Annotated in this window: 13 protein-coding genes and 1 tRNA gene; 11 read left to right on the forward strand and 3 right to left on the reverse strand. The window is 65.5% G+C overall.

From position 1 onward, the window contains the following. Window positions 1-160 precede the first annotated feature (160 nt). The 3 genes from G4Z14_RS01580 to G4Z14_RS01590 all read left to right on the forward strand — a co-directional run bounded on the left by G4Z14_RS01580 (window position 161) and on the right by G4Z14_RS01590 (window position 2,221). Window positions 161-703: a shikimate kinase gene (locus G4Z14_RS01580; RefSeq protein WP_227751507.1), complete on the forward strand. Its 543-nt coding sequence runs from the start codon at window positions 161-163 to the stop codon at window positions 701-703. A gap of 3 nt (window positions 704-706) precedes the next feature. Continuing rightward, on the forward strand, window positions 707-1,825 hold the full coding sequence (aroB, locus tag G4Z14_RS01585; protein WP_164622999.1) for a 3-dehydroquinate synthase: 1,119 nt from the start codon (window positions 707-709) through the stop codon (window positions 1,823-1,825). A 141-nt stretch (window positions 1,826-1,966) separates the two neighbouring features. Then, window positions 1,967-2,221, forward strand: a complete 255-nt coding sequence (locus tag G4Z14_RS01590; protein WP_164623000.1) for a DUF2312 domain-containing protein — start codon at window positions 1,967-1,969, stop codon at window positions 2,219-2,221. Between the two features lie 35 nt (window positions 2,222-2,256). Here G4Z14_RS01590 and G4Z14_RS01595 read toward each other — a convergent pair whose 3' ends face one another. Beyond that, a complete protein-coding gene (locus G4Z14_RS01595; RefSeq protein ID WP_164623001.1) occupies window positions 2,257-3,129 on the reverse strand; it encodes a hypothetical protein in 873 nt (290 codons plus the stop codon). Window positions 3,130-3,205: 76 nt separating this feature from the next. Here G4Z14_RS01595 and G4Z14_RS01600 point away from each other — a divergent pair, with 76 nt between their 5' ends. Together G4Z14_RS01600 and G4Z14_RS01605 are read left to right on the forward strand one after the other, a co-directional pair. Beyond that, window positions 3,206-4,876 carry an ABC transporter permease gene (locus tag G4Z14_RS01600; protein WP_407703777.1) on the forward strand — a complete coding sequence of 557 codons (1,671 nt, stop codon included), beginning with the start codon at window positions 3,206-3,208 and terminating at the stop codon, window positions 4,874-4,876. 54 nt (window positions 4,877-4,930) lie between these two features. Continuing rightward, a tRNA-Thr gene (locus tag G4Z14_RS01605) sits at window positions 4,931-5,006 on the forward strand. Window positions 5,007-5,055: 49 nt separating this feature from the next. On the opposite strand, the gene G4Z14_RS01610 is transcribed toward G4Z14_RS01605, so the two are convergent. After that, entirely contained in the window at window positions 5,056-5,961 is a 906-nt protein-coding gene (locus G4Z14_RS01610) for a LysR family transcriptional regulator (protein WP_164623003.1), read from the reverse strand. A 111-nt stretch (window positions 5,962-6,072) separates the two neighbouring features. Between G4Z14_RS01610 and G4Z14_RS01615 the strand changes: the two genes are divergently transcribed. The 5 genes from G4Z14_RS01615 to G4Z14_RS01635 are packed head-to-tail and all read left to right on the forward strand — an operon-like array spanning window position 6,073 to window position 10,256. Continuing rightward, complete coding sequence (locus G4Z14_RS01615) at window positions 6,073-6,795, forward strand: LamB/YcsF family protein (protein ID WP_164623004.1); 723 nt, start codon at window positions 6,073-6,075, stop codon at window positions 6,793-6,795. Window positions 6,796-6,804: 9 nt separating this feature from the next. Then, complete coding sequence (locus tag G4Z14_RS01620; protein WP_164623005.1) at window positions 6,805-7,038, forward strand: acetyl-CoA carboxylase; 234 nt, start codon at window positions 6,805-6,807, stop codon at window positions 7,036-7,038. Next, complete coding sequence (locus G4Z14_RS01625; RefSeq protein ID WP_164623006.1) at window positions 7,038-8,414, forward strand: acetyl-CoA carboxylase biotin carboxylase subunit; 1,377 nt, start codon at window positions 7,038-7,040, stop codon at window positions 8,412-8,414. Before G4Z14_RS01620 ends, G4Z14_RS01625 begins: the two co-directional genes overlap by 1 nt. 8 nt (window positions 8,415-8,422) lie before the next feature. Then, window positions 8,423-9,298 (forward strand): 5-oxoprolinase subunit B family protein, encoded by an 876-nt coding sequence (locus G4Z14_RS01630; protein ID WP_164623007.1) that lies wholly within the window; start codon window positions 8,423-8,425, stop codon window positions 9,296-9,298. Next, window positions 9,288-10,256 (forward strand): 5-oxoprolinase subunit C family protein, encoded by a 969-nt coding sequence (locus tag G4Z14_RS01635; RefSeq protein ID WP_164623008.1) that lies wholly within the window; start codon window positions 9,288-9,290, stop codon window positions 10,254-10,256. The genes G4Z14_RS01630 and G4Z14_RS01635 overlap by 11 nt, the downstream gene beginning before the upstream one ends. 77 nt (window positions 10,257-10,333) lie before the next feature. Here G4Z14_RS01635 and G4Z14_RS01640 read toward each other — a convergent pair whose 3' ends face one another. After that, window positions 10,334-11,278 (reverse strand): AraC family transcriptional regulator, encoded by a 945-nt coding sequence (locus G4Z14_RS01640; RefSeq protein ID WP_164623009.1) that lies wholly within the window; start codon window positions 11,276-11,278, stop codon window positions 10,334-10,336. Between the two features lie 254 nt (window positions 11,279-11,532). Here G4Z14_RS01640 and capB point away from each other — a divergent pair, with 254 nt between their 5' ends. Beyond that, the gene (gene capB, locus G4Z14_RS01645) at window positions 11,533-13,314 is read left to right on the forward strand and encodes a caprolactamase subunit beta (RefSeq protein WP_164623010.1); all 1,782 of its coding nucleotides are present in this window, start codon (window positions 11,533-11,535) and stop codon (window positions 13,312-13,314) included. The last annotated feature ends 11 nt before the right edge of the window (window positions 13,315-13,325 follow it).

The raw sequence follows: 13,325 nt of genomic DNA on the forward strand, positions 1-13,325 counted from the left end.
TGCCGGGGCGTTGCCTTTGTGCCTGACGCGGAGCTATCCCGCGCGCCTCATGTTGTCGAATATATATATGGCATTTGCGCAGAGTTCACGCCATTCAGGGAAGAAAGTTGGGCGTCGGCGGGGCTTTGCCCGAAATCAGGCGGTGCGGAATGGGGGAAATCTGGTGCGGCTGAAGAAAACCGCGGTGATGGTGGGCATGATGGGGGCGGGAAAGACCGCCGTTGGCACGGCCCTTGCCCGACTTCTCGGCGTTCCCTTTCTTGATTCGGACGAAGAGATCGTCCGGGCCGCCGACCGCTCCATCGCCGAGATTTTCGAACGCGACGGCGAGCCGTTCTTTCGCGCCCGCGAAACCGAGGTCATCGGCCGGTTGCTGAAAGGCCCGCCCGCGATCCTGTCCACCGGCGGCGGCGCCTTCCTGTCGGAAACCAATCGCAAGCTGATTGCGGATCACGGGGTTGCGGTCTGGCTCAAGGCTGACCTTGACCTGCTGTGGCAGCGCGTGCGCCACAAGACCACCCGGCCGCTGTTGCGCACGCCAAACCCGCGTGAGACGCTGCGCGGGCTTTACGACGCGCGTCTGCCCTTTTACGAGCAGGCCGACATCGTGGTGGAAGGCGCGGCCGAGCTGTCGGTCGAGGATATGGCGCGGCGGGTGCTGGCGGCGCTGGCGACGCGCCCGGACGTGCTGGAAGAGGACTGAGACATGACCATTGACGTGGTGCCGGTGGCGCTTGGCGCGCGCAGTTACGAGGTGCGCATCGGCTCCGGGCTGATCGCGCGGGCCGGGGTCGAGATTGCGCCCCTGCTGCGCCGCAAGCGGGTGGCGGTCATCACCGACGACACGGTGGCCGCGCATCACCTGCTGGCGCTCTCGGCGGCGTTCGAGGCGCAGGGCATCGCCATGGCCGCGCTTTCGGTGCCACCGGGCGAGGGCTCGAAGGGCTGGGAACAGTTCGTCCGCTGTTCGGACTGGCTTTTGGAACAGAAGGTCGAGCGGCGCGACATCGTCGTCGCCTTCGGCGGCGGCGTGGTGGGCGATCTGGTGGGGTTTTCTGCCGCGACGCTGCGCCGCGGCGTGCGCTTCGTGCAGATCCCGACGACGCTTCTGGCGCAGGTCGACAGTTCGGTCGGCGGCAAGACCGGGATCAATACGGCGCAGGGCAAGAACCTGATCGGCGCCTTCCATCAGCCGTCGCTGGTGCTGGCCGACATCGACGTGCTGGACACCCTGCCGCCGCGCGATTTCCTGGCCGGCTATGGCGAGGTGGTGAAATACGGCCTTCTGGGCGACGCGGCGTTCTTCGACTGGCTGGAAGCCAATGGCCCGGCGATGGCTGCGGGCGACAAGGGCGCGCGCCAACATGCCGTCAAGCGCTCGGTCCAGATGAAGGCCGGGATCGTGGAGCGCGACGAGACTGAAGAGGGTGAGCGCGCCCTGCTGAACCTTGGCCATACTTTCTGTCACGCGCTAGAAAAGGCCACCGGCTATTCTGGCCGGTTGCTGCACGGCGAGGGCGTGGCGATCGGCTGCGCGCTGGCCTTCGAGCTCAGCCAGCGGCTGGGCCTGTGTTCGCAAGAGGCGCCAAGCCGGGTCAGGGCGCATCTGAAGGCGATGGGCATGAAGACCGATCTGGCCGACATTCCGGGCGATCTGCCGGATGCGGCGGGACTTCTGGCGCTGATGGGGCAGGACAAGAAGGTGGTCGACGGCCGGCTGCGCTTCATCCTGGCCCGTGGCATCGGTCAGGCCTTTGTTGCCGATGAGGTTCCGCGCGATGTCGTGTCCGGAGTTCTGACCGACGCGCTCAAGGTGCGCCGTTAAGGCAAAACCTGCGAAATCTTTCGCAAGTCTAGGCGCCGCAATGGAATTTCGGAAATGGCAAACTTGTGCCGACATGCCTTGCGCGGCTTGCCCCGGTCGGGCTAGGTAAAGGCCCGACAATCCCGTTCCGAGAGACCCAGGATGAGCGACGCCAACGACGCCTACAATGTCACCGCCGACGAATTGCGCCAGTTCATCGAGCGCTACGAACAGCTGGACTCCGAGAAGAAGGACGTCACCGAACAGCAAAAAGAGCTGATGGCCGAGGCCAAGGGCCGGGGCTATGACACCAAGGTGATGAAGAAGGTCATCGCGCTGCGCAAACGCAAGCCCGACGACATCGCCGAGGAAGAGGCGGTTCTCGACATGTACAAATCCGCCCTCGGGATGAGCTGAGGCGCGTCAGGGCGCGAAGGTCAGGACGCCAGGAATTACGGCGCGAGGAAGGTGATTTCGGCCATCCGCGCGATGCGCGCCACGTCCTCGTCGTAAAGGCTGGTCAGCTCGGCGACCATTTCCCTGGTCCAGCCCGGCATCTCGATCTCCTGATCGACCCGTTCGGGCAGGGCAAACTTGTCGAGGAAGGCCGAGACGATCTTGCGGCGCTGCATCACCGTCTGCGGCGGATGGGTTTCGAGATAGGCCTGCATCCGCGCCAGCCCCTCGCCGGACATCAGGCTGGCCAGCAGATCGTCCTCGCCCTGCATGGCCGGCCCCTTGGGCAGGCCCGCAACCGCCCGCAGCACTTCGGGCCAGACCAGCGGTGTATCCTCGTCGCACCACACTGTCAGCGGCACGCCGGGATTGGCCTCCACGATGCGCTCGATCACGTCGGACCAGTAGAGGTCGAACGGGTCCGTGCCGCCCAGGAAATCGCGGTAGCTTTCCGGGTTGAGACGTTCGTACAAAAGCGGCAGGAACGACGCCGGATTGCGGATGGCCAGAAAGAACTCGGCCTCGATCTCGGGAAAGATCTGGCAAAAGGCCCGCACCCGCTCGCCCGCCGCCGGATAAAGCCGTTCGTTCAGCACATAGTTCGGCAAGGAGAGAAAGCTTTCCCAGGACAGGATCAGGCGGCTGGCGCGGTCTTCCTCCATGATCTGTTCCAGGATCAGCGCCTGGTCATCCACCGTCGCCGCCTGTCCCTTCAGCTTGGTCGCCGTCTCGCGCAGCAGCTTGCGATAGCGACTTGGCCCCGGCACCACGATGTCATGCTGCGCCAAAAGATCGCGGTTTTTCATCAGGCAGCGCAACAGGCGCTCGTCATCGGTGAAATGCGCGCCGAGGTGGTAGACGATCCGCATGGCTTGCCTGATCTGCTTCTTGTTTTCGTTGCCGCAAGTATAGTCGGTTTTCTGGACAGGGAAACCGCTTTCCTCTATGCCCGACCCCATGATGACCCAGCAAAACAGTCGGATAGCGGGACGGGCCTGGTGGCCCGATGGCTGGACGCTGGCCGCGCTGGCCATTGTGGCGGTGGTGGTGGCTCCGCTTCTGGCGGTGGTCTGGATCGCCCTGCACCCGACGGAAAACATCTGGCCGCATCTCATGGCCACTGTGCTGCCGCGCTATTTCACCACCACGCTGACCCTGATGGCCGGGGTCGGGGTGCTGGCGGCGGCGATGGGTACTGGCGCGGCCTGGCTGGTCACCATGTATCGCTTTGCCGGGCGCGGCTGGCTGACCCATGCGCTGTTGTTCCCGCTGGCCCTGCCGGCCTATGTCGGCGCCTATGCGCTGGTGGATTTCCTTGACTATTCCGGCCCTTTGCAGACCGCGATGCGGGTGGCCTTCGGCTGGCAGGATGCCCGCGACTACTGGTTTCCGGAAATCCGCAGCACCTGGGCTGCGATCCTTGTGCTGGCGGCAGCACTTTACCCCTATGTCTATCTTCTGACCCGGCAGGCGCTGCGCGAGCAGTCGGGCGGGGTTTATGAAGTCGCCCGCGCCCTTGGCACCGGCGGCTGGGGCCTGTTCTGGCGGCTTGGCCTGCCGCTGGCCCGGCCCGCCATCGCCGCCGGCGTGGCGCTGGCGCTGATGGAGACGGTCGCCGATTTCGGCACCGTCACCCATTTCGGCGTGCAGACCCTGACGACGGGGGTGTTCTCGACCTGGCTTTCGGGCGGCAATGCCGGGGGGGCGGCGCAGATCGCCGGGGTCATCATGACGCTGATCCTGACGCTGGTGGCGGTCGAGCGCGTCAGCCGCCGCAACGCCCGCTTCCACCGCGCCGCCCGTCACGCCCGGCCGATCGAGCCGCTGCAACTGCGCGGCTGGCGCGGGGGGCTGGCCTTCGCGCTCTGCCTGCTGCCCTTTGCCATGGGCTTTGTCCTGCCGGTCGGCGTCATGCTGACCCATGCCTTCGCCAACCCCGAGGTGTGGCTGGCCAAGGGCCTGATCGAGGCCGCGCTGAACACGCTCGTCGTCGGCGGCACAGCGGCGCTGGTCACGGTGGGGGCGGCGCTGTTTCTGGTCTATGGCGTGCGCATGGCGGGCAGGGGGGTGGCGCGGGTGGTGCTGCCGGTGACGATGCTCGGCTATGCCGCGCCGGGGGCGGTGCTGGCCGTGGGGCTTCTGGTGCCGCTGGCCGCGCTGGATCACCGGCTGGCTGATGCGATCCTGACGGCGACCGGCAGCGATCCGGGGCTCCTGCTGACCGGCACTTCGGCCGCGATCGTGCTGGCCTATGTCGTGCGCTTCTTCGGCATCGCCCAGGGCGCGGTCGATGCCGCCTTCGGGCGCATCTCGCCTTCTTTGCCGATGGCCGCCCGGTCCCTGGGCGAGACCACCGGCGGCACGCTGCGCCGGCTCTACCTGCCCTTGATGCGCGGCTCGGTCGCCTCGGCGCTCCTGGTGGTGTTTGTCGACTGTGTCAAGGAACTGCCCGCGACGCTGCTCCTGCGGCCCTTCAACTTCAACACGCTGGCAACCCGCGTCCACGAACTCGCCAGCCTCGAACGCCTCGGCGAAGCCGCCCCCGCCGCCCTGGTCGTCGCCCTGCTGGGCCTTGCCGCCACGGCGCTCCTCGCCCACGCCCACCGCGACAGGTGAGCCGCCCGCAGAGGGCTTGCAACCCCCCGTTCGGCCCGCTATTTCAGACCAAGTGCCCTTATAGCTCAGTTGGTAGAGCATCTGATTTGTAATCAGGGGGTCGGGGGTTCAAGTCCCTCTGGGGGCACCAGGTTTCCATGTCTTCGCCGTCTGCCGGTGGCGGGCTGGCCCGGTGGGCCTCAGCTGCCTGCGCCGAGGGCGGCGCTGAGGAAGGTGCGGAAGACTTGGGCCGGGGCGGAGAGCGGGCGGGCGTTGGGCCAGGTCAGCCCCACGTCCATCGAGGGGATCGCCTCCACCGTCTGGCGCTGTTCGATCCGCTGGCCCTCCAGCGACCAGGGGCGGTAGACCATGTCGCTGAGGATCGTCACCCCCATGCCGGCGGCGACCATCGAGCGCACCGCCTCCACCGACGAGGTGGCGAACACCACCTTCGGCGTCAGGCGGTAATGCTCCCAGTAGCGGCCGGCGGTGTGGCCTGCCTCGTCGACCGTCAGCATGACATAGGGTTCGCGCGCCACGTCGGCCAGCGGGATTTCCGGCGCGGCGAGCAGGCGGTGTTCCGAGGGCAGCCAAAGCCTGCGGCGCGAGCGGAACAGGGTTTCGGACGCCAGATCGCCGACATTGGCGAGGTTCGAGGTCAGCATCAGCGCCATGTCCAGACCGCCGCCGACCAGCGCGTTCTCGATGGCCGAGCGCGGTTGTTCCGACAGCTCCAGCGTGATGCCGGGATAGATCCGGCGAAAGGCGGCGTAGTGGCGGGCCATGAAATAGCCGGCCACCGTATAGGTCAGCCCAAGCCGCAATTGCCCCGTGACCTCGCTGTCCTCGCCGAGCGGGCTGCGCGTCGCTTCCTCCACTGCCGCGATGATCGCCTTGGCGCGCAACAGGAACCGCGCACCCTGCGGCGTCACCGAAACGCCCTGCGCGCGGCGTGCCAGAAGCCGCGCGCCAAGCGTTGCCTCCAGCCCCTGAATGCCCGCCGTCACCGCCGATTGCGAGATGTTCATCTCCATCGCGGCATGGCTGATCTGGCCGGTTTCGGCGGCGGCGATGAAATAGCGCAGGTGTTTCAGGGTCAGCGACATCATATGCCTCTTATCGAAATTTTGGATAACGTATTGCAGAAATCCGTATTTGCAAATGAATCCGACTCACGCCAGCATCGGCTCAAATCTGAACAGCAGAAGGGGGTTCTGATGCCTGTCACGGTGAACTGTGACATGGGCGAAAGCTATGGGCTTTGGCGCATGGGGGATGACGCGGGGATCATGCCGTTCATCCATATCGCCAATGTCGCCTGCGGCTTTCACGCCAGCGATTTCGACCACATGCGCGCCACCGTCCGGTTGGCCAAGGCGCATGGGGTCAGGGTCGGGGCGCATCCCAGCCTGCCCGACCTGCAGGGCTTTGGCCGGCGCGAGATGAAGATGGGCCGCGAGGAGATGGCCAATTGCCTGATCTACCAGATCGGCGCGCTTTGCGGGTTCCTCAAGGCCGAGGGGATGGAGCTCAATCACATCAAGCCCCACGGCAGCCTTTACGGCATGGCCGCGCGGCAGGAAGACATCGCGCAGGCAGTCTGCGATGCGGCCGATGTGTTCAGGGTGCCGCTTCTGGGCATGACCGGCACGCTGCACGAACGGGTCTATCCGGCGCGTGGCCACGGCTTTGTGGCGGAGTTCTATGCCGATCTCGACTATCGCCCCGACGGCAGCCTGATCGTCACCCGCGAGCATGACGCCAAGGACCCCGCCCTGATGGCCGCCCGTTGCCTGCGCGCGATCACCGAGGGCAAGGGCACGGCGACGGATGGCTCGGACATCGCCGTGCGCTGTGACAGTATCTGCATTCACTCGGACACCCCGAACGCCGTCGATATCGCCCGCGCGGTGCGCACCGCCGTCCAACCCCATACCTGAGAGGTTCCCATGGCCCAGATCCACTCGCCGCTTCCCGGCACCTTCTACCGCTCCTCCTCGCCCGACAAACCGCCGTTCAAGGCCGACGGTGATGCCGTGGCGGTGGGCGATGTGATCGGGCTGATCGAGGTGATGAAATCGTTCCACGAGATCAGATCCGAGGTCGCCGGCGCGAACATCCGGTTCGAGTGCGACAATGAAGAGCCCGTCATGGCGGGCGCGGTTCTGGCGCAGGTGGACTGATGCTGAGGAAACTTCTGGTCGCCAATCGCGGGGAGATCGCGGTGCGGGTGATCCGCGCGGCGCAGGATCTGGGGATTGCGACTGTGGCGGTCTATTCCGACGCCGACCGCGACGCCCTGCATGTGCAGATCGCCGATGAGGCGGTGCATATCGGCCCGCCGGCAGCGAAGAAAAGCTATCTCAATCAGGCGGTTCTGCTGAAGGCTGCGGCGGAGACCGGCTGCGACGCGGTGCATCCCGGCTATGGATTTCTGGCCGAGAACGCCGAGTTCGCCGATGCCTGCGCTGCCGCCGGGCTGGTGTTCGTCGGCCCCTCCGGCGATGCCATCCGCACCATGGGCGACAAGGTGGCCGCGCGCTCTGCCGCCCATGCGGCGGGCGTTCCGGTGGTGCCGGGGTCGATGGGGCGCGTCGCCGACATCGAGGCCGCCCGCCACATCCTGATCGACACCGGATTTCCGGTGATGATCAAGGCTGCCGCCGGCGGCGGGGGCCGGGGCATCCGCATTGCCAACGACCTTGCCGAATTCGAAGCCGCCTTCCCGCAAGCCGCCGCCGAGGCGCTGGCCGCCTTTGGCGACGGCGGGCTTTACATGGAAAAGGTAATCACCAAGGCGCGGCACATCGAGGTGCAGGTTCTGGGTGACGGCACCGATGCCGTGCATTGCTTCGAGCGCGAATGCAGTTTGCAACGCCGCCGCCAGAAGGTCTGGGAGGAGGCGCCCTCGCGCGCCCTGTCGGACCGGGTGCGCGACGAGCTTTGCGCCAGCGCCGTGCGGCTGACCCGCGCGGTCGGCTATTCCGGCGCCGGAACCATCGAATATCTCTATGACGACGAAGCCGACCGCTTCTATTTCATCGAGATGAACACCCGCATTCAGGTGGAGCATCCGGTGACCGAAATGATCACCGGCATCGACCTTGTGGCCGAGATGCTGCGGATTGCCGGGGGCGAGGCGCTGCGGCTGAAGCAATCCGACATCACCCCGCGCGGCCATGCAATCGAGGTGCGGCTGAACGCCGAAGACCCCTCCCGCGATTTCGCCCCGTTTCCCGGCACCGTCTCCTCCCTGCGGGTGCCGGGCGGGCCGGGGGTGCGGTTCGAGTCGATGCTTTACGCCGGCTACACCGTGCCCCCGTTCTACGACTCGCTTCTGGCGAAACTGGTGGTCCATGCCGAAACCCGCGAGGCGGCTATCACCCGGCTGGTCCGCGCGCTTGGCGAGACCCGGATCGAAGGGCTGCGCACCACCAAACCGCTGTTTCTGGCGCTCGCCGAGGACGAGGCCGTCCGCGCCAATGCCGTTCACACCCGCTGGCTGGAAGGCTGGCTGGACACCCATTCCGCCCGGCTGGTGCCGGATCTGGAACCATAGGAGGAACCATGTCGATCCGCTTTTCCTTCGGGGGCGACGAACACATCTTCGCGGAAGTCAGCGAGGACATGTCGCTTGAGGCCTTCTTTACCTCGCTTTCGATGACCAATGCTGTCAAGGCGGCGGGGATCAAGGGCGTGACCGAGATCTGCCCGGCCAATGCCAGCTTTCAGATCAAGTTCGACCCGGACCGGATCAAGCCGGGCGATCTGTTGAAGGAGTTGCAATCCATGGAAGGGGCGGCGTCGAAATCCGACGCCACGCTGCAAACCCGGATCATGGAAATCCCGGTGCTGTATCAAGACCCCTGGACCCATGAGACGCTGATGCGCTTCCGCGAGCGGCACCAGAACCCGAACGCCACCGATCTGGAATATGCCGCCGAAGTCAATGGCCTGGGCGGGGTGGAGGACTTCATCAAGGCGCATTCCAGCCAGCCGTGGTTTGTTTCCATGGTGGGCTTCGTCGCGGGCTTGCCGTTCCTCTACCAGATGGTCGAGCGCAAGCGGCAATTGCAGGTGCCGAAATACCTCCGGCCCCGGACCGACACGCCGAAGCTGACCATCGGCCATGGCGGGTGTTTCTCCTGCATCTACTCGGTACGCGGCGCGGGCGGCTACCAGATGTTCGGCGTCACCCCGATGCCGATCTATGACCCGTCGCAGAAGGTGAATTACCTGACCGACGAGATGTGCCTGTTCCGCCCCGGCGACATCGTGAAATGGAAGCCGGTCAGCCGCGACGAATACGACGCCGCGATCGAGGCGGTGGATGCCAACCGCTATGAACCCGTGATCCGCGCCGCGTCCTTCAGCCTGGCCGCGTTCAACAAGGATATGGCGGGCACCAATGCCAAGCTGATGGAGGTCTTGAATGGCCGTTAATGTCATCTCCCCCGGCCTGTCGACCACCGTGCAAGACCTTGGCCGCCCCGGATATTACCACCTCGGCATTCCGCTTTCCGGGGGCATGGACCGCTTTGCCCTGCGCGCCGCCAATATGCTGGTCGGCAATGACGAGGGCGCGGCAGTCTTGGAGGCGGTCTTCATGGGGCCGGAGCTGGAGTTCACCGAGGCCGCCACCGTGGCGGTGGCGGGGGGCGAGCTGCCGCCGAAGCTGAACGGCGATGATCGCCCCACATGGGAGGCCTTCCCGGTCAAACCCGGCGACCGGCTGACGTTCGGCTTCCTGAAATCCGGCGCGCGGGCTTATATCGCGGTCTCAGGCGGCATTGATGTGCCGGTGAAGCTCGGCTCGCGCTCCACCTACACGCTCGGGGCCTTGGGCGGGCATGAGGGGCGAGCCTTGAAGGCCGGCGACAGCCTGCCCTTGGGCAAGGGCATCCCCGGCAAGGGGGCGATTCCGGCCAATCTGCGCCGCCAGCCCGGCAACCCCGCCGAACTGCGCATGCTGCCGGGGCTGTACTGGCACCGGATCACGGCGGCGGCGGGCAAGCAGTTCTTTGCCGACACCTGGAAGGTCGCGCCCGAGGCCGACCGCATCGGCTATCGCTTCAAGGGCGGCACGGCGCTGGAGTTTGTACCGCGCGAACAGCCCTTTGGCGCGGGGTCGAACCCGTCGAACATTGTGGACGCCTGCTATCCCTATGGCTCGATTCAGGTGCCGGGCGGGACGGAGCCGATCGTGCTGCACCGCGATGCGGTATCGGGCGGCGGCTACATGATGCTCGGCTGCGTCATCAGTGCCGACATGGATCTGATCGGGCAGTTGCAGCCGCATTCCCCGGCGCGCTTTGTCGAGGTCACGATGGATCAGGCGCTGGCCGCCCGCCATGACCGGCAGGCAGCCCTTGCCGCCTTGCGCAGCCATCTGGGCCGGTGATGCAAGACACCGCTCCTCGTGCGCCTGCGGCGTCTCCTCGCCCCCTTGCGAGGAGCGCCCGCAGGGCGACGATGAGCCTACCCCCGCCCGCGCGCCTCTTTCGGTGTCACGCCGAACCGCGCGCGGAAGGCGCGGGAGAACTGCGCCTGATCTGTGAAGCCGCGGGCATAGGCGATCTCGCCAATCGCGCGCCGGTCGGCGGGGTTCTTCAGATCCTCATGCGCCGCCTGCAACCGGGTGTCGCGGATCCACTGGCCGAGCGTGGTATTGGTGTCGCGGAGCAACTCGTGCAGATAGCGCACCGAAATGCCGCAGCCCCCCGCCACTTCCTCCGGGCCAAGATCGGGATCGTCGATATGGCGGCGGACAAAGCTTTCGATCCGCGCCAGATGCGCCGTGCGCACCGTGGAATTGCCACTGGTCAGCACCCGCTCATCGGACTGGATGGCCAGCGCCAAGAGATCCACCAACTGCCGGCCAACGATGGAGCGGGTTTCCTCGGTCATCTGGTCATAGCGCGCCGGGATCAGGTGGACCATGTCGACGAAAAGGCCATTCGCGCCATTGGTGGCATCGAATTGCAGGCTGCAAAACCGGTCCGGCGCGCGGATGCGGCCGCCCAGCATTTCCTTCGACAGCTTCATCACCCACAGATCCGCCGGATCGGAATGGCTGAACTCATAGGGTTCATGGCTGCGCTCGATGAAAAACGCGCCGGGATTGGCGCGCACCTCTTTTCCCCCTTGGGCAAAGCGCAACTCGGACTTGGTGGGCAGGGTGACCAGAAACTCCTCCGGCCCCGGTTCGCGGAAATGCTTGGGCAGGCGGCGATACATCAGCGCGTCCGAGGTGAGGCGCGACAAGGACACGCCCCCCAGATCCCAACTGGTCAGCTCGCCGTCAAAGGCCTCGGGGCGATGGAAGGTCAGGTCAAGCGGGAAATAGGCGCGGGCGATGGTTTCGTGCCAGTGCCGGCTGCGCCCCGCCACATCGACCCCGCGCGTGCTGATGGTGGATTTCATCGCGTGTTTCCCCGTTTTTCACAGAAGGCCACGGCCTGGGCATCCTGTAAAGCGCCGCGTTTGGCCCCGCGGCCCGACTGCACGGAAAGACAAAACGCTATGCGCCCGGCGCAAAGACGGCATGCGTCCTGCGCAACTACGGTTGCTGTCACAAAGGCACAACAGATGCCGCGTGACAGGGAGTTCCGGCGATTCGGACGGGCCTTTTGCCCGAACGCCCCTCTTTTGCGCGGCCCCAACCGGAGGGCTCCGTAGTGGCGCATAAAGCCAAACCCAAGGTCGAGGTTGACCCCATCACCCTGTCGGTGGTGCGTGGCATTCTCGAGACCACCCAGCGCGAGATGACACTTTCGCTGGAAAAAACCGCGCGGTCGAGCGTGTTCAACCTCGCGCATGACTATTCGACGGCGCTCTTCAACGCGACGCCCGAGATGATCCTGCAGGGGCAGGACATTCCGATCCACCTCGGCAGCCTCATCCCGGCGATGAAGGTGGTCGCGGGCTATTTCGGCGACGACATCCACGAAGGCGATCTGCTCATTCACAACGACCCGGCCTGGGGCGGCAGCCATGCCATCGACACCTGTTTCTACAAGCCGGTGTTCTGGAAGGGCCGCCTGAAATACTGGACCGTCTGCAAAGGCCACCTGACCGATGTCGGCGGCCCGGTGCCGGCGGGCTACAACCCGAACGCCAAGGAAATCTACGCCGAATGCCTGCGCATTCCCCCCGTGAAGGTCTGGGACCGGGGCCAGCCGCGCAAGGATGTCCTGAACTTCATCCTGACCAACATGCGGGCGCGCCGCGATCAGGAAGGCGACTTCAACGCGCTCATTGGCGCCTGTCAGGTGGGCGAGCGCGCGCTTCTGGCGATGCTGGAGAAATACGGCGAGGAGATGGTCGATGCCTGCATCGACACCCTGTTGAACATGGCCGAAAAGCAGATGCGTGCGCTGATTTCGGACGTGCCGGACGGCACCTATGAGGGCAGCGCCATTCTGGAAGACGCCGGGCACGGCTTTGGCGATTTCGAGATCAAGGCCAAGGTCACGATCAAGGCCGACACCTGCCATATCGAGATTTCCAGCCCGCCGCAGATCCCCTATTTCATCAACAGCTATGAGGGGAACTCATATTCCGGCGTCTATCTCGGACTGATGATGTTCGCTCAATTGCCGCCACCCTATAACGAGGGGCTCTATCGCTGCGTCTCGGTGAACATGGGGCCGAAGGGCACGATCTGCAACGCGGCCGAACCCGCGCCGCATATGAACTGCACCACGACGCCGATGGAAACCCTGACCGACGCCGTGCGGCTGGCCTTTGAAAAGGCGGTGCCGTCGAAGGTTTCGGCATCTTGGGGTCATGCCAACGGGCTGAACATCGCCGGTTGGGACAAGCGCCACGACGAGGAATATGTGACGATGGTGCTGGCCACCATCATCTCGGGTGCCGGCGCCACGCCGTCTCAGGACGGCTGGCACGCCTGCGGGCCGGAGTGCTGCTTTGGCGCGCTGACCTCGGGCGATGTGGAGCTTCTGGAATACTCCTACCCGATCATCATCCACCGCTACAGCCTGATGACCGACTCGGGCGGCGCGGGGAAATTCCGCGGCGGCTCCGGCACGGCCTGGGAAGTGGAGCCGCTCAGCGACGACATGACCTTCATCACCTTCGGTGAAGGCCGCCGCATCCCGGCCGTTGGCGCAGCGGGCGCGGCCAGCACCATGATCGACACCAAGGTCGGCCGTCTGGAACTGGTGGAGGGAGACCGGCAGGAAACCATCCGCGAGAACGTCATCAAGGTCATCAAACCCGGCGACCGCATCACCAACATGAACCCCGGCGGCGGCGGCTATGGCAATCCGATGGAGCGCCAGATCGACAAGGTGGTCTGGGACGTGAAGAACGGCCTCGTCTCGATTGACGGGGCAAGGGAGGATTACGGCGTCATCATCAAGGACCCCACCACGCTGGACGTGGACCACACCGCAACGAATGCCCTGCGCGCCAAGCGTGCTGTGGCCGCGAAATAAGGGGGAATTGA

The sequence above is a fragment of the Tabrizicola oligotrophica genome (assembly GCF_011008935.1).
GTDB lineage: Bacteria > Pseudomonadota > Alphaproteobacteria > Rhodobacterales > Rhodobacteraceae > Tabrizicola_A > Tabrizicola_A oligotrophica.